Annotated in this window: 12 protein-coding genes and 3 pseudogenes; 8 read left to right on the top strand and 7 right to left on the bottom strand. The window is 64.1% G+C overall.

From position 1 onward, the window contains the following. Positions 1 to 32: 32 nt before the first annotated feature. The 3 genes and pseudogenes from FXB40_RS15610 to FXB40_RS49160 all read right to left on the bottom strand — a co-directional run. Positions 33 to 1,358: an LVIVD repeat-containing protein gene (locus FXB40_RS15610; RefSeq protein ID WP_148773075.1), complete on the bottom strand. Its 1,326-nt coding sequence runs from the start codon at positions 1,356 to 1,358 to the stop codon at positions 33 to 35. Positions 1,359 to 1,498: 140 nt separating this feature from the next. Next, positions 1,499 to 2,794: pseudogene (locus FXB40_RS15605) on the bottom strand (sensor histidine kinase); the annotation flags it as partial. A 93-nt stretch (positions 2,795 to 2,887) separates the two neighbouring features. Next, positions 2,888 to 3,352 (bottom strand): annotated as a pseudogene (locus tag FXB40_RS49160) (CHASE3 domain-containing protein); the annotation flags it as partial. 230 nt (positions 3,353 to 3,582) lie between these two features. On the opposite strand from FXB40_RS49160, the gene FXB40_RS15600 reads away from it, so the two are divergent. Next, positions 3,583 to 4,923 carry an ABC transporter substrate-binding protein gene (locus FXB40_RS15600; protein ID WP_246207633.1) on the top strand — a complete coding sequence of 447 codons (1,341 nt, stop codon included), beginning with the start codon at positions 3,583 to 3,585 and terminating at the stop codon, positions 4,921 to 4,923. A gap of 69 nt (positions 4,924 to 4,992) precedes the next feature. On the opposite strand, the gene FXB40_RS15595 is transcribed toward FXB40_RS15600, so the two are convergent. Beyond that, a complete protein-coding gene (locus FXB40_RS15595; RefSeq protein WP_148773072.1) occupies positions 4,993 to 6,900 on the bottom strand; it encodes an acyl-CoA synthetase in 1,908 nt (635 codons plus the stop codon). A gap of 248 nt (positions 6,901 to 7,148) precedes the next feature. On the opposite strand from FXB40_RS15595, the gene FXB40_RS15590 reads away from it, so the two are divergent. Continuing rightward, positions 7,149 to 8,228, top strand: coding sequence for a SecDF P1 head subdomain-containing protein (locus FXB40_RS15590; RefSeq protein WP_148773071.1), 1,080 nt, complete (start codon positions 7,149 to 7,151; stop codon positions 8,226 to 8,228). A 280-nt stretch (positions 8,229 to 8,508) separates the two neighbouring features. Continuing rightward, positions 8,509 to 9,315 (top strand): Crp/Fnr family transcriptional regulator, encoded by an 807-nt coding sequence (locus tag FXB40_RS15585; RefSeq protein WP_187436907.1) that lies wholly within the window; start codon positions 8,509 to 8,511, stop codon positions 9,313 to 9,315. A 7-nt stretch (positions 9,316 to 9,322) separates the two neighbouring features. On the opposite strand, the gene FXB40_RS15580 is transcribed toward FXB40_RS15585, so the two are convergent. The 3 genes and pseudogenes from FXB40_RS15580 to FXB40_RS15570 form a co-directional block, all read right to left on the bottom strand. Next, positions 9,323 to 9,964, bottom strand: a complete 642-nt coding sequence (locus FXB40_RS15580; RefSeq protein WP_148773069.1) for a glutathione S-transferase family protein — start codon at positions 9,962 to 9,964, stop codon at positions 9,323 to 9,325. An 81-nt stretch (positions 9,965 to 10,045) separates the two neighbouring features. Further along, positions 10,046 to 10,324: a response regulator gene (locus FXB40_RS15575; protein WP_347339765.1), complete on the bottom strand. Its 279-nt coding sequence runs from the start codon at positions 10,322 to 10,324 to the stop codon at positions 10,046 to 10,048. Between the two features lie 229 nt (positions 10,325 to 10,553). Next, positions 10,554 to 11,105: pseudogene (locus FXB40_RS15570) on the bottom strand (cytochrome b). 169 nt (positions 11,106 to 11,274) lie between these two features. Between FXB40_RS15570 and murI the strand changes: the two are divergent. The 5 genes from murI (at position 11,275) to rpsD (ending at position 15,068) form a co-directional block, all read left to right on the top strand. Further along, a complete protein-coding gene (gene murI, locus FXB40_RS15560) occupies positions 11,275 to 12,072 on the top strand; it encodes a glutamate racemase (RefSeq protein WP_148773066.1) in 798 nt (265 codons plus the stop codon). Positions 12,073 to 12,133: 61 nt separating this feature from the next. Continuing rightward, a complete protein-coding gene (locus FXB40_RS15555) occupies positions 12,134 to 12,907 on the top strand; it encodes an HpcH/HpaI aldolase family protein (protein WP_148773065.1) in 774 nt (257 codons plus the stop codon). 71 nt (positions 12,908 to 12,978) lie between these two features. Continuing rightward, positions 12,979 to 13,362 carry a cupin domain-containing protein gene (locus tag FXB40_RS15550; protein ID WP_148773064.1) on the top strand — a complete coding sequence of 128 codons (384 nt, stop codon included), beginning with the start codon at positions 12,979 to 12,981 and terminating at the stop codon, positions 13,360 to 13,362. A gap of 122 nt (positions 13,363 to 13,484) precedes the next feature. After that, positions 13,485 to 14,252: an acyltransferase gene (locus FXB40_RS15545; protein WP_148773063.1), complete on the top strand. Its 768-nt coding sequence runs from the start codon at positions 13,485 to 13,487 to the stop codon at positions 14,250 to 14,252. Between the two features lie 198 nt (positions 14,253 to 14,450). Beyond that, positions 14,451 to 15,068 carry a 30S ribosomal protein S4 gene (rpsD, locus tag FXB40_RS15540; protein ID WP_148773062.1) on the top strand — a complete coding sequence of 206 codons (618 nt, stop codon included), beginning with the start codon at positions 14,451 to 14,453 and terminating at the stop codon, positions 15,066 to 15,068. Positions 15,069 to 15,087: the final 19 nt, after the last annotated feature.

Raw genomic sequence — 15,087 nt, 5'->3', positions numbered from 1 at the left:
CGTCGCTAACCCACCCTACGACTGCGTACTTCTCACCCCTGATATTGCAGCACGTGCATGCCGGCGTTCCAGTCGCTGACGAACATCATGCCGTCAGGCCGGACATAGGCGTCACAAGTCTTCGCCGCGAGCGCGACGTTCGGGCGGGGATCGACGAGCTTCTTCGGCGTCGGCGGCACCCAGTAGGCGAGCTCCTTCGGCGCAAAGGCGTCTCTGACGTCGAACACCCGTACGCCGGCATTGTTGTAGGTCGCGAAAATCGTCTCCTCGCTCTGGAACGAGCCGGGGCGGTTCTCGTGGAGATTATGCGGGCCGAAGGTGCCGTTGGTGCAGAAATCGCGGTCGCGCGGCGTCGGCAGGGTTGCGATCGGCACCGGATTTTCCGGCGCGCGCACGTCGAGCACGAAGGTGTGGAACAGGCCCTTGGCGCATTGATCCGCATTCGCTTCATCCGCGACCACCGCAAGCTGACGCTTCGGCAGCGGCAGCGGCGTATGCGTGCCGCCGGCGAAGGGTGGCGACCAGTTGATGTGCGACAGCAGTTTTGGATTGGTGGGATCGCTGATGTCGTGGATGGTGAAGCCGCCGTCGCGCCAGGCGGCATAGCCGCGATCGCCCGCCGTGATCATGTGATGGAGCGCGTAGCGCTTGCCCTTCGGCGTCGCCGGCTCGCCGGCCGCGCGGTTCATGCCCGGCAGCCACCATTTCGCGACGATCTCCGGCTTCGTGATGGTCTTGAGATCGACCACGCAGAGGATATGGTCGGTGAACCCGTCGAAATGCGCCGACACATAGGCATAGCGGCCGCCCGGCCACCACAGACGGTTGATGCCGAATCCGGGCATTTCGAGGAATGCGATCTCGCGCATCTCGCCGGGTTTGGAGATGTCGTGGATGGAGAGGCCCGAGCGGAATTTCTTCGCCTTGGTGATGCTGTCGACCAGCGTGTTCTCGAAATAGCCGCGCATGTTGTCATACGACTGCATCGCGACGATGTTGGCGCCGTTCGCAAGCAGCAGCATGTCTTCCGCCACCTGGAGATGGTGGGTGCGGGTATATTGTCCCGCGGTGAAGAAATTGACCGGCTTCAGCACACGCGGATCGGAGGCGTCCAAAATCGTCACGCCGTCGCTGAACATGTGCCCGACATAGATGTGCTGCCGGTTGAACATCACCTGCACGCTGTCGGGCCGCCCGCCGATATCGCTGTAGGAGATGTGCTGGATGCCCTTGCCGATGCCTTCAGGCGGAATGTCCGACTCTGAAGCCCATGTCGACCCCGACCACCCAGGCAGCGCGGCGGATCCGAGCACGGCCGACAATTGCCGAAGATGGCTGCGGCGAGTGAGTTCAGGCATCGGTTTCCCCCATTTTTTTGGGGAATGATGCTCGCTTGCGGCGAGGCATGCAAGCCTTGTGTCGACCGCCGCGCAAGCGTCACGGTCGCGATCGACGAGCGGCGTCAGCACGTTGGTGAAGACGCGCTACGTGGCGCCCGTCATCGGGCCGCAGAGCGTAGACCTATTGGCTCATCCGCCCTCATCGGGCGAGATGCGGTCTGGTCTGACGCGAGAGGCAAGGTGAACTGGAAGACGGCGCCCCGAGGCTCGTTTGCACCAGCCCACATCCGTCCGCCATGCGCCTCGATGATCGAGCGGCAAATGGCGAGGCCCATCCCCATCCCTGTGGGCTTGGTGGTGTAGAAGGCTTCGAACAGGCGCTCCATGTTCTTCGGATCCAGCCCCGGACCGGAATCCCGCAAAGTGACGTGCACGCCGTCCGATGCATCCCGACCGGTGCTGATCAGCAACTCGCGTTCCCCTTCGCCGACCGCGGCCATCGCCTCGATCGCGTTGACGATCAGGTTGAGCACCACTTGCTGAAGTTGAACCCGATCCGCCTGAACGTCCGGCAAGCCCTCGGCGAATTGCGTTCGCACCGAGACGCCGTTCTTGAACGCTTCGCTGCGGGTCAGTGCGATGACCTCAAGCACCGCCGAGTTGATCTCCAGATTCTCTTTTTGCGGGGGAGCATTCCTGATGAGCGCCCGAATCCGGCCGATGATGTCGCCGGCTCGCATGCCGTCACTGGTAATCCAGCCGAACGTCTGTCGAACCCGCTCCAAATTTGGCGGTTGGGCCTCCAGCCAGTTCAACCCGGCCTCGGCGTTCGCCACCATCGCGGCGATAGGCTGGTTGACTTCATGGGCAATCGAAGCGGTGAGTTGCCCCATCGTGGTGACGCGATTTGCGTGCGCGAGTTCCATCAGGGCTTCACGGTAGCGCCGCTCGTGTTCGCGGCTTTCGGCTTCCGCCCGCTTGAGCGGCGTCAGATCAAGGACGAAGCCGACGCCATTATCCGTACCTTCCCCAAACATGGTCCCGCCGATCAGCACCGGCACACGGCTTCCGTCCTTCCGCACATACTCCTTCTCGAATGGTTGGGCCGACCCGACCCGCTTCAATTCCGCCACGGTATGCAAATCGCGGTCGCGCCATTCCGGCGGTGTGAGGTCGGTCCGATGCAGACGCCCCGAGGCAAGATCCTCCCGGTCGTATCCCACGATGCGCAGGAATGCATCGTTGGCCTCCAGAATGCGTCCCTCGACTTCCCAGATGATGATGCCGATGATGTTGGCATCGAACAGGCGCCTGATCTTGATATCTCGTGCTGCAAGATCACTCTGGAGCTGGATGTTCTCCTCGGTCGCCTTTCTTCGCCGCTTCGCTTCGAGCCGCGCGAGCGCCAGCGCCGCTCCGGCCAGCGCGACGACGAGGACAACGGCGCCGGCGATCAGCCAGGTCCAGCGTCGCTCGAATGCTTCAGCGCGCGCCTCCCGGTCGGCGAGCCGAAAGCGCTCGTGATCCACCATCTGGTCGATTTGCGAGCGGATCTCGTCCATGCTGCGGATCATTGCCAGCGCGGCCAGCCCGGACGTGCCGGCCGTCTTCAGCAACTCGTCGATTTCGCGGAGCGTTGCTGCAACGGTCAGTGCCAGATGTCCGGCCCGAAGGCCCTGCAAGGGATCGTCCGCGACCAGCGTCTGTAGCGCCTGAGCCTCCCGTCGTACACTTTCGTCAGAGACGCCGTAGGCCTTGAGATAGGCGGGGTCGAGGGTCATGAGATACCCGCGCCTTTCGGTCTCCAGTTCCGCGACGATTGCCCGCAGCCGATCGAGCGTTTCGAGCACCTGGCGGCTATGCTCGGTGAACTGATGAGCTGCTTGCCGCTCCTCCCAATATTGCAGACCGAGGAGGCTAGTCGCGGCAAACAAGGCCACAAGCACTGCGACCGCAAGGATCAGCGGACGAGCAAACCACCGCAGATAATAGCCAGGAGCAAGGACTGACATTGGCCGTGGACTTCGACGCGCGTCGGACCGGAGCGTTGCCGGAACGATAGCATGGGCGGGTCCGCGCAGGTGAGCGGGGAACCAGCCATTCTCGACGCACGCTACACCGGCGCCGAACTCCGCCAGTTGGCGGGGCACAATGTCACGGGTGACGTCTCCTTTGTTGCAATTGACTGCCCGCAATTAGGAGCGCCAACATGGTGCCAGGCGGAAACTCAGGGAGCGGTGGGGTGTCAACCAGCCGTCGGAGCTTCGTCAAGGGATTGGGAGCGGCGGGAGCCGTCTTGCCGGCAGTCGGGCTGTTGCCAGGGCGAGGCCTGGCGGAGGATGCCCCCCCGGCCGATGCCGCCGCGATCGACTGGAAGCAATTTGCAGGACAGACGATCGCGCTTTCGGGCGCGATCCATCCCTGGTCGAATGCGATCGCGCCGCTGTTGCCGGAGTTCACCATACTCACCGGCATCAGCGTCAACATCGATTTCCAACTGGAAACCACCTATCTCGGTGCGCTGCCGATCAGGCTCGCCCGCGGCAGCAGCACGCCCGACGTCTTCATGTTCACGACCTATGGCCAGGGCATCTCGAATGGATGGCTGGAGCCGCTCAACGGCTATTTTTCCAACAGGTCGCTGACCGATCCCGCGTGGTATGACGAGAGCGACCTGCTCAAGACGGCTCGAGCTTTCCCGCTGTGGTCGGACGGCGAACGGTACGCCGTCCCGATTACCTCCGAGGCGATGACGCTTTTCATCAACAAGGAGGCGCTGGCAGCCAAGGACCAGCCGCTTCCCCAGACTTTCGAAGAGCTGCTTGCCGCCGCCAGGGCGGTGAAGACCAACGGGATGTCGGGGATCACCATGCGGGCTCAGGCCGGCGGCAATTCCTCCCCACCGGCCATGGGCTTCGTGTTCTCCTACGGCGGGGCCATGGTCGAGCACAACAGGGTCGCTTTCGCGAGCCCGGAGGCGATCGCGGCCGTCGAGATGTACGGACAGCTGCTCAGCCAAGCCGGGCCTGCCGGCGTCGGCAGCTATGAATGGTACAACGTGCTGGACGACTTCCTCCAGGGGCGGACGGCGATGGCAATCGACAGCAGCAACTTCGCTACCGACATCTCCAATCCAGCGAAAAGCCGTGTCGCCAAGCAGGCCGGGTTTGCAACCTTTCCGCATCTCGCCGGTCGAGGACCCGTCCCCTTCATGTCGCACTGGCAGGCGTGCATCAATTCCAAATCCCGAAACAAGCGGGCGGCTTTCCTGTTCCTGCTCTGGGCGACGAGCAAGGCGACCTCGTTGCGGACTGCTGCTGCGGGGCTGGCGACGACACGCGTGTCGGCCTGGTCGAGCGAAGGCTTCAAGACGGCGTTCGGCTCGGAGGCAGCAGAGGCGGCGCTGACCAACTTGCAGAATGCCGATGTCGACCGCGCCAAGGCGATCCTTTTCCATCCGCAATCGAGACCGATCCTGGACGCCTTCATGATCGGCGTGAATGAAGTGGTCAGCGGTGCGAAATCGGCGAAGGATGCGATGACGGGAGCAGCCGACAGGGCCAACGCGGCGATCCGCGGGTAACGGCGATGCGCAATGCAATCGGAAGAAATGGGGCCATGCCGCGTGCGGCCCCATCGGGCTTACCCCCGACTAGCCGAAAACCACCTCATGCCGCATCACGAACGGGTCGAGCAGCTTGTGCACCTCGCCGGCGACCGCGCCCTGCTTGTCCTCCGGCGCGCCCACAACCGTCACGGTCGCAATCGAGCCATGACTGCCATGGGCGCCGACCTTGACCTTGCAGTCGATGCTGCGCTCGGCGAGTGGCGCAAGCACCTTCGTGAACACGCGCTGCGCGGCGTCCCAGCGCAGCTGCGGCTTGAACACCTTGCCGACGCCCGTGACCGGCATCGGATCGATCGGGATAATCTGCACGGGCACGGCGGCGCGCTCCGGCGTGCGCTCGCGCACCCATGTCTCCAATTCGCCCGGCTCGACGGACGCGCCGGGCTTCAACTGCACGTAGCCCACCGGCAGCTCGCCAGCATAAGCGTCGGGCTGGCCGACCACCGCGGCGAAACCGACGGCGGGATGGCGGAACATGATCTCCTCGATCGGCGCCGGATCGATATTGTGACCGCCGCGGATCACGAGGTCCTTGGCGCGGCCGGTGATCCAGAGATAGCCGTCGGCATCGAGCCGGCCGAGATCGCCGGAATTGACCCAAACCTCATCGACAAAGGCCCCCTTGTTGTGGGCGTCGTTGAGATAGCCGCCGAACACGCCGGGCCCGGCCATGATGACGACGCCGATCTCGTCCGGCTTGCAGTCGCGGATCAGGCGGCCATCGGCATCGAGCTGCACGATGCGGACACGCGCGTAAGGCATGGGCAGGCCGACCGAGCCGAGCCGGATCGGCCGGCTGGGATAAGCGAGCGTGTGCACGCTCGAGGTCTCGGTCATGCCGTAGACCTCGACCACCGGCAGCTTGAGCTTCTTCTGGATCGCAGATCCCACAGCGACCGGAATCGCCGAGCCGCCGCCGGCTGCATATTTCAGGCTGGAGATGTCGGCATTGCCAGGCGGCACCGCGAGCGTTGCGGCGAGCACCGTCGGCACACTCGACAGCGCCTCCGGCTTGAAGCGCTCGACCAGCCCCCAAATGTTCTTCACCGCGTTCGGGTTGCGCCAGCCACTCGGCGACAGCACGACCAGCGAGCCGCCTGCGGACAGAGTCAGCAACACCTGGGTCAACGATCCGCCGACGTGAAACAGCGGCATGCCGAACAGCATGTTGGCGCCCGGCTTTGTCTTCAGCAGCAGATTGAGCGCCCAGGCCTGATAGACTTGGTTGGCGTGGGTGTGCCGTACCAGCTTCGGCGTGCCGGTGGTGCCGCCGGTGTGGAAATAGGCCGCGATGTCGCTGCCCAAAATCTTGCGCCCGCTGATAAGCCGGTCGGACGGCTGCTGCTTGATCAGATCGCTGAACGCGAAAATTCCATTGGCGGGATCGCCACCGCCAGCCACCTGCACGATCGTCTTGAGGTGCTTGAGTTGCGGTCGGATCTGCTCGACCTTTTGCCAGATGTCGGTGCCCGGCATCGGCCCGAGCGCCACCAGGATTTTCGTGTTCGCCGCTTCCAGAATTTCCGCGATCTGGTGCGGCTCGAGCAGCGGGTTGACGGGATTGGCGATGCCGGCGGCCTCCGCACCGAACAGCGTCACGAAGGCATCGGGCAGCAGCGGCAGCATAAAGGAGATGACGTCGCCCTTTTCCGCGCCGAGCGCGTGAAACATGTTGGCGGCCTGCGTCACGCGCGCGATGAAGTCGTGGTAGGTGACCACGAGCGGCGTATCGGCCGGATCGGCATTTTGCAGAAACTGGATCGCCGCCCCGTCGGGGTTGCGCGCAGCCCCGAGCTTGATGGCATCATAGGTGCTGTCTGCCGCGACACGGTCCGCGTAAGGGACCTGCTCGAAGGCCCGGACCTCCTCGTCCGTCAAGAGCTTCGGATAGTCGTTGCCGATGAGCCGATCGAGCGCGTGGATGCCCGCCATGGAATTCCGTCCTCCCTCAGATGCATTCCCTCGCCGCCTGTCTTTTGACATTGTGGTTCGGCGAGGCCCCGACCGGTAACCGGTCGAGCGCGGACAGAATGATGGATGATTTGGCGTTCGTCCATGGCCTAACGACTACGGTCGTAGCACCGGTATTCGAGGCCTTTGAACCTCCTCGCCCGATCCGGGGACCAAGAACATGCGTCGGATTCGCCTGCCAGCGTCCTGCCGCAAGACTTGAGGTGATCATGACCACGCCCCTGCGGGACCGCGCCACACGGCTGATCGTCGCACTCACCATGGCAACGGTGATCGCCCAGCCGCGCGCCGCGCTCGCCGAGGGCCCGCTCGACAAGATGCGCGCCAAGATCACGGCCTTCATCGGCGACAAGATGCAGACACTGGGTGGGTCACGCATCATCTACAAGGTGGACGGCGATGGCCTGCGCGAGAGCGTCGCCACGGATCTGCGCGACGACGTCTACAAGAATTTGCACGATGGCCATATCGCCTTCTCCAATCTTGCGATCCGCGACGGCGGCGTCGATGTCAAGATCGCGGACGCCAAAGGCCGCGATCAGCTCGCGCGCAAGCTCGCCTCGACCACGGACGGACTGCCCTCCCATGCGCTCGCCGTGACCGACGGCGGCGACGGAGCGGTCAGGCTCGCGCCGACCGATGCCGCATCCGCGGCACGGCTGAATGAGCTCGTCGAAGATTCCATCGCCATGATCGAGCAGCGCCTCAAGGATTCCGGCGTCAAGCTTGTCAGCGTCGTCCCTGACGGGACCGACCGTATCCGCATCTTCCTGCCTGGTGTGACCGACCCCGAGCGCATCACCGCGACCTTCGCACGGAAGGTCAAGGTCAGCTTCCGCCTGATCGACGCTTCGATGTCGCCGGAGCAGGCGCAATCCGGCACGCCGCCCGAAGGCTCCGAAGTCCTGCTCGGCTTCAAGGACAAGCGCCCCTATCTGGTCGCCAAGGACAGCGTGCTCGACGGCGACGACATCAACTATGCGGCGCCCGGCTTTGCAGCCGGCACCAAGGACCCGGTCGCCTCGTTCCGCTTCAACGGACGCGGCACGCGGCGCCTCGCCCACGTCACGGAAGAGAACGTTGGCAGATCCTTCGCCATCGCGCTCGACGACAAGGTGATCGCCGCCCCCGTGATCCGCGAGCCCATCACCGGCGGCTCGGTCCAGATCTCCGGCAATTTCACCCTCGAGGAGGCCAACAGCGTCGCCATGCTGCTGCGCGCCGGCGCGCTGCCCGGACACCTGACCCTCGTCGAGCAGCAGGTCATCCAGCCCAGCGCCAAGCCCTGAGGCGGAGATACCCCCGCCCCGCCGTGCCGGGGGCGCCCAGGTTCGTCCAAAGTCCGTCCAAAATCCGTTCACGACGCCCAGGCCCGCGCCCCGGCGGCCCCGAATCACGGGCCGCACCGAGGCCACACGCGCAACCAACGGGCAATTGCCGAAATGCCCGATCAGGCTAAAATTTGCCTCTTGCAGCATGACGGCCGAAGGCTTCATTCAAGCGGTCGTCATTCGATTTCGGCTATACGAATACCGAGCAGGACTGAAAGCCTTACGCAGGGATAGGACCATGCCGTCCGGCAGCGCAGACATTTCCTCGATCCTCGACCGCATTCTGGACGCGGCCACGGATAACCTCAGGATCGCGAAGATCCTGGTCCAGATGGGCCTCGACCCCAACAACGTCACCTACGACGCGATCTTCAACCGGTTGCTGGAGATCTTCGTCCATAACATCACACTGGCCAACATGTTCGCTACAGTCGGCGCCGGCTTCTTCGTCGCAACCTTGCTGATGCGGACGATGGTTCCGCTGCGCGTCGCCAACATGATCGGCTGTGCGTTCTTCGCCATTTTCGGTGCGCTCTCCGCAAATGTCTCGACGTTCGTCCTATATCTGCTGCTGTTGCCGATCAACGCCATCCGCCTGCGACAGATGCTCAAGCTGGTCAAGAAGGCGCGGCATGCGGCCGAAGGCGACATGTCGATCGAATGGCTCAAGCCGTTCATGACCGAACGCAAATATCGCCACGGCGACACGCTCTTCAAGCTCGGCGATCCGGCCAAGGAGATGCTCCTGACCGTCACCGGCAAGTTCCTGGTCAAGGAAATCAATGTCGAGATCGGGCCCGGCGCGCTGATGGGCGAGCTCGGCTTCCTGACACCGGACAACCGGCGCACCGGAACGATCGAATGCATCGAAGACGGCCAGGTGCTGACAATCACCTATGACCGGCTGCTGGAGATCTACTTCCAGGACCCGCAGTTCGGCTATTATTTCCTGGTGCTGACCAGCCAACGCCTGCTGCAAAACATCGATCGCCTGCAGAAGCAGCTGACCGCGGCGCGGGCGCCGACCACGAACAGGACCGCGTGAACACGGCTCAGCTCAAGAGCAGCGCCATCCCGGGATCGCCCTTCTCCATCGCGCGCCGGTAGGCTGGACGCGCGCCGATGCGGCCGAGATATTTGACCACGTTCGGGCAGCGCGCGAGATCGTAGGGCTGGAAATAACGCATCGTGGTGAGCGAGAAGCCCATCATGATGTCGGCCGTGGTGAAGGTGCTGCCGGCCAGATACTCGGCGTCGCGCACGCGCGTATCGACCAGGTCGAATGCGCGATCGACCCGCGCCTTGGTCGCGGGCAGCATCGGATTGTCCTCGGCGAGCTTGAGCCGGTTCAGCAGCATCAGCCGGCCCATGCCGGCTTGCAGCGTGCCGTTGGCGAAGTGAAACCAGTACAGGAATTGCGCGAAGTCGGGCGCGTCCGGGCCAAGCACGAGGCGGCCCTTGCCGTATTTGGCCATGATGTAATCGACGATGGCGCCGGATTCGGCGAGTACGAGATCGCCGTCGACGATGACGGGCGCCGCCCCGATCGGATGCAGCGCCTTGTAGTCGGGCGGCGCCAGCATGGTGACGGAATCGCGCGCGTAGCGCTTCAGCTCATAGGGAATCCCAAGCTCCTCGCAAAGCCAGACGATACGTTCGGATTGCGATTTGCCGAGGTGATGAACGGTGAGCATAAGGCCTCCTGCGGGCAGAGCTTCGCCCGCGGTCAGCATAGCGTAGCCAAGTGTGTAGCCAAGTGTCACCTTGAAGATCGTTCAGGCGACCAGGCTGCGCAGCGCCCCGATCATCTTGTCAGGCGCATAGGGCTTGTTGAAGAAGCGGCTCCGCTCCGGCAGCTCGGCGTGCTCGACCAGCATGTGCCCGGAGACGACGACGAGCTGAATGGGTGGCCAGCGATTGCGCACGATTGCGGCCAACCGCAAGCCGTCCATCGAGCCCGGCATATCGACGTCGGTCAACACGATCCGGATATCGTCACGGCTTTCCAGCATGACGATCGCCTCGTCCGCATTCTCTGCGAAAATCGGCGTCAATCCGGCATCCTCGACGAGTCGCCGGCAATCATCATCTGGAGCGGATCGTCCTCGACGACCAGCACGACGGGCTTCGCTGTCACTTCAATCTGCCGTCCACTGTCCACGCCTGCGACACCATGAGTGGTTCGTTCCGCAATCTGCCACCTGGCTGCGCTCGCCACCAGCCTCGGATCATGCGTTCGATGAGATGCCGCCTTACTCCCGCACCGCGCTCGCTATCGCGCCCCTACGCCGCCTCGTCCGTCACCATGCGCGCTACGACCCGGTCGCGGCGGATGAAGTGGTGCCAGAGGGCTGCAATCACGTGAACCGCGATCAGGGCCAGCAGCACATAGGCAAAGAAGATGTGGCGGTCCTCATAGGCACCCGCCGCCGCTTTGTCCGGAGAGGTGAATTGCGGCACGTTGAACAGGCCGAAGAAGTCCGAATAGTTGGGCGTGCGCGCGCCGGAATGCGCCCAGCCCAGCATCGCGACCAGGATCACGACGAGATAGAGCGCACCATGGCTGACATGGGCCGCGACCTTCTGCCAGCGCGAGGTCTCGGCCGGAAGTGCCGGCGTCGGGTTGATGGCGCGCCAAACGATCCGCAGCACCGTCAGCAGCAGGATCACATAGCCGATGTCGGCGTGGATCGACCGGTAGAAGAACTTGTCGGCGCGCGCCGGGATGTGGTTCATCCACTATCCGAGGCCGATCGTGCCGATGATCGCCAGCGCCAAGCCCCAGTGAAACCACCGGGCGACGCTCCCCCAGCCGGTCCTCGTGTTTCTGATCATGTCGGCTCCCGAAAATTTGCGGATGTCCCAACCGCAGCGCAGCACGGCTGCAAATAGCGGGAACATGCGGCAAAGGTGAAATTGAATCGTTCCAAACTGGGCGCCGGCCATCCCCGCCGCAAAACCGCCCAAAAACCGAATGGTAACCATGGCGGGCTAGAGTTATGACGTGACCAATTCTCCGACGATCCTCGTATTCGACTCCGGCCTTGGCGGCCTCACCGTGCTGCGTGAGGTTGTGGCCGCGCGTCCGGATGCGCATTACGTCTACGTCGCCGACGATGCCTTCTTCCCCTATGGCCATCACAGCGAGGACGAGATCATCGCCCGCGTCGTGCCGCTGATGGGGGAGCTGATCGGCACCCATGATCCTGACCTCGTCGTCATCGCCTGCAACACCGCCTCCACCCTGGTCCTATCGCATCTGCGTGCCGCTTATTCCGCGCCCTTCGTCGGCACGGTGCCGGCGATCAAGCCGGCCTGCGCCCGCTCGAAAACCCGCCGCGTCTCGGTGCTCGGCACCAAGGGCACGGTGAGGCGCGAATACACCAAGGCGCTGATCCGCGATTTCGCGCTAGGCTGCGAGGTCACGCTGGTCGGCTCGCCCGAGTTGGCCTCGCTTGCGGAGCGCGAGCTCAGCGGCCACCCGATCAGCGACGGCGAGATCCTTGCCGAGATCACCCCCTGCTTCGTCGGCGATGCTGCAGACGCGGGCGCGCGTACCGACACGGTGGTGCTCGCCTGCACGCATTATCCGCTGCTGCTCGACCGGATGAAGAAGCTCGCGCCATGGCCGGTCGAGTGGATCGACCCGGCACCCGCCATCGCCCGCCGCGTCTCCGATCTGCTCGGCCCACACAGTGGCGACATCGTACAATCCGGCGCCGAGATGATCTTTACATCGAACCGCGCACATGGGCTCGGGGCGACCCTGATGCCGTTCTTCGGCGGCCGCGCGCTGGCCTGACTTTTCGCGGACACGGCGCGCTGCTAGGCTTGGCCGTCGTCATCTCGCGCAAGGTCATCACATGCCGGTCCCCGCCACGCCGCTCAATCGCCTCCGCCAATTGTGGAGCGAAGGCCGCCCTGCCTTCGGCGCGATCGCAACGATCCCGAGTGTGCAGATGGTGCAGATCATGGCGCGCTCGCTCGACTGGATCATCGTCGATCTCGAGCACGGCCCGATTGGGTTGACCGAAGCGCATGCGATGATTGCCGCGACGGCGGGCACGCCGTGCACGCCGCTGGTGCGGATCGCGGCGAACGAGCCGTGGCTTGCGAAGGCGCCGATGGACATCGGCGCCTTCGGCATCAATTTCCCGATGATCACGAACCGCAGCGAGGCGGAGAAGGCCGCGCGCAGCGTACGCTATCCACCGCGTGGCGATCGACTGTGGGGTCCGTTCCACGCGCCGTTCCGCTGGGGCCAGTCGATGCCGGACTACATGGCGTCAGCCGACGACGAGATGATCTGCATGATCACCATCGAGCATGTCGATGCGGTCAACCGCATCGACGAGATCATGGCAACGCCGGGCATCGACGTCGCCGTCATCGGTCCCGGCGACCTCGCCACGTCCATCAACAAGCGCGGACAGATGGACGATCCCGAGCTCCTCGAACTGGTCGCCCGCGCGGAAGCCGGCATCCTCAGAAGCGGCGTGCCGATCGGCGGCGTGGCGCGCACCGCGGACCAGGCCAACGCCCTGATCGACCGCGGCTACCGCGCGATCGCGCTCGGCTTCGACTGGTCGCTGTTCCAGCGCGGCATCATGGCGGCCTTCGACGGTATCAAGCGCTGAACAGGCCGATTGCCACCTTGTCGAGAACGGCGGCGCTGCTAGGGTCGGCCATTCCAGGGAGGAAACAATCAATGCTCAAGAAGAGCCTGCTCGTTCTTGCTTTCACCAGCCTCGCCGTCGCCGCCGTCGCCCAGCAGACCGGCATCAAGCGCACCCCGCTCCAGAAGGCCGAATTCCCGGACGGCTACAACACCATCACGGCCATCGCGGAAGTCCCTGCAGGTGGCGCGGCCGGTCGCCACACCCATCCTGGAATTGAGACGGGCTACGTGCTCGAAGGCGAACTCAATCTTCTCGTCGAGGGGCAACCGGACAAGACCCTGAAGGCCGGCGATTCCTATCAAATCCCGGCAGGCGTCGTGCATGACGCCAAGGCTCACGGCGATAAGGTTATGAAAGTGCTTGGAATTTACGTCGTCGACAAGGCCAAGCCGCTGGCCTCGCCGGCACCCTGATTAAGGGCCGAACCGATCCGCACCGAAGCGGGTTGGTTCGTGCTAGAGCAGTCGGCGAGCGGGCGCCCCTCGCCGTCCCCCAATATCAGTCCCCCAAGTCAATCCGCGGGAACCGGAGAACGATGCGCGGTCAACCTAAGAACATTTCGCTGCCGCGCCGCCTGATTATCGACCTCATGCGCGCCTCGATGGGCGTGCCGTTCGTCTCGCTGTCCCGCTCGCTCAATATCCGGCCCCTGCTGGAGGCCCGTGCGGGCGCGATGGCACCGGCCGGCTGGGCCGCGATGTTCGTCAAGGCGTTCGCCCTGGTCGCCAGGGACGAGCCGGTCCTGCGCACCGTCTATGCCAAATGGCCCTGGCCGTCGCTCTACGAGCTGCCGAAGAGCGTGGCGCTGATCGCCATCGCGCGGGTGGAGGACGGCGAGGAATGCGTGATGCCGCAGCGAATCGCGGCCCCGGAGACCATGGCGCTTGCTGCGGTCGACGCCGAAATCCGGCTTGCCAAGACCGCGCCGATCGACGAGGTCCCGATGTTCCGCAAGATTATGCGGGCGACCCGCCTGCCGCTGCCGTTGCGGCGGCTGTCCTGGGCGGTGGGCTTAAATTTCGGCCGGCAGCGGGGCAATTGGTTCGGCAGTTTCCAGGTGAGCTCGGTGGCCGCCTATGGCGGCGGCGAGCTCCACCCCATCACGCCCGGCCCCTTCATCGTCAGCTATGGGGTGGTCGAGCCCGACCATACCATCCATGTCGTGATCCGCTGGGATCACCGGGTCACCGACGCGGCCCCCATAGCTCGGGTCCTGACCCGGCTGGAACAGGTGCTGAACACTGAAATTGCTGCCGAATTACGCTCGGCCGGCGCTAAGCCGATCCGGGCGGTCGGGACCTGATTCCGGGACCATTCGCATTGACAAATCGACCCAAACTCTCCTAAAAGCCCCCTGCTCGCGGGCCGATTTCGGCCCGCGAAGCGTTTCGCGACCCGTGGTCCTCTCCCTTAAGCTTTGGGGATCGGACCTGTCAGTGCCGGGCTAGCCCGTCACCCAGGAGGGCGCGTTTCCTCAAACCATGCAACCGAAGAGGACGCGATGACTAAGCGCAGTGAGGCGAAGTACAAACTCGATCGCCGTATGGGCCAGAACATCTGGGGCCGCCCGAAGAGCCCCGTCAACCGCCGCGAATACGGCCCCGGCCAGCACGGCCAGCGCCGCAAGGGCAAGCTCTCCGACTTCGGCGTGCAGCTGCGCGCCAAGCAGAAGCTGAAGGGCTACTACGCCAACATTTCCGAGCGTCAGTTCCACGGCATCTATGTCGAGGCGAGCCGCCTCAAGGGTGACACCGGCGAGAACCTGATCGGCCTGCTCGAGCGTCGTCTCGACGCGGTCGTGTACCGCGCCAAGTTCGTCTCGACGATCTTCGCCGCCCGCCAGTTCATCAACCACGGCCACATCAGGGTGAACGGCCGCAAGGTCAACATCTCGAGCTACCAGATCAAGGTCGGCGACGTGATCGAGGTCAAGGAAGCCTCCAAGCAGCTCGCCCATGTTCTCGAAGCCAGCCAGCTCCCCGAGCGCGATACGCCCGACTATCTCGAAGTCGACCACGGCAAGATGACCGCGAAATATGTGCGCATCCCCGCCCTCTCCGACGTGCCGTTCCCGGTGCAGATGGAGCCCCATCTGGTCGTCGAATTCTATTCGCGCTAAGATCTGAATATCGAAAGGC

The organism is Bradyrhizobium rifense, assembly GCF_008123425.1.
Lineage (GTDB): Bacteria > Pseudomonadota > Alphaproteobacteria > Rhizobiales > Xanthobacteraceae > Bradyrhizobium > Bradyrhizobium rifense.
Note: the sequence above shows the minus strand (reverse complement) of the source record. Positions and strands in the feature narration are given on the sequence as shown.

Coding starts and splice junctions, on each gene's coding strand:
- FXB40_RS15610 (WP_148773075.1), bottom strand. CDS start 1,358: ATGCCTGAACTCACTCGCCGCAGCCATCTTCGGCAATTGTCGGCCGTG.
- FXB40_RS15595 (WP_148773072.1), bottom strand. CDS start 6,900: ATGGCGGGCATCCACGCGCTCGATCGGCTCATCGGCAACGACTATCCG.
- FXB40_RS15590 (WP_148773071.1), top strand. CDS start 7,149: ATGACCACGCCCCTGCGGGACCGCGCCACACGGCTGATCGTCGCACTC.
- FXB40_RS15585 (WP_187436907.1), top strand. CDS start 8,509: ATGCCGTCCGGCAGCGCAGACATTTCCTCGATCCTCGACCGCATTCTG.
- FXB40_RS15580 (WP_148773069.1), bottom strand. CDS start 9,964: ATGCTCACCGTTCATCACCTCGGCAAATCGCAATCCGAACGTATCGTC.
- FXB40_RS15555 (WP_148773065.1), top strand. CDS start 12,134: ATGCCGGTCCCCGCCACGCCGCTCAATCGCCTCCGCCAATTGTGGAGC.
- FXB40_RS15550 (WP_148773064.1), top strand. CDS start 12,979: ATGCTCAAGAAGAGCCTGCTCGTTCTTGCTTTCACCAGCCTCGCCGTC.
- FXB40_RS15545 (WP_148773063.1), top strand. CDS start 13,485: ATGCGCGGTCAACCTAAGAACATTTCGCTGCCGCGCCGCCTGATTATC.
- rpsD (WP_148773062.1), top strand. CDS start 14,451: ATGACTAAGCGCAGTGAGGCGAAGTACAAACTCGATCGCCGTATGGGC.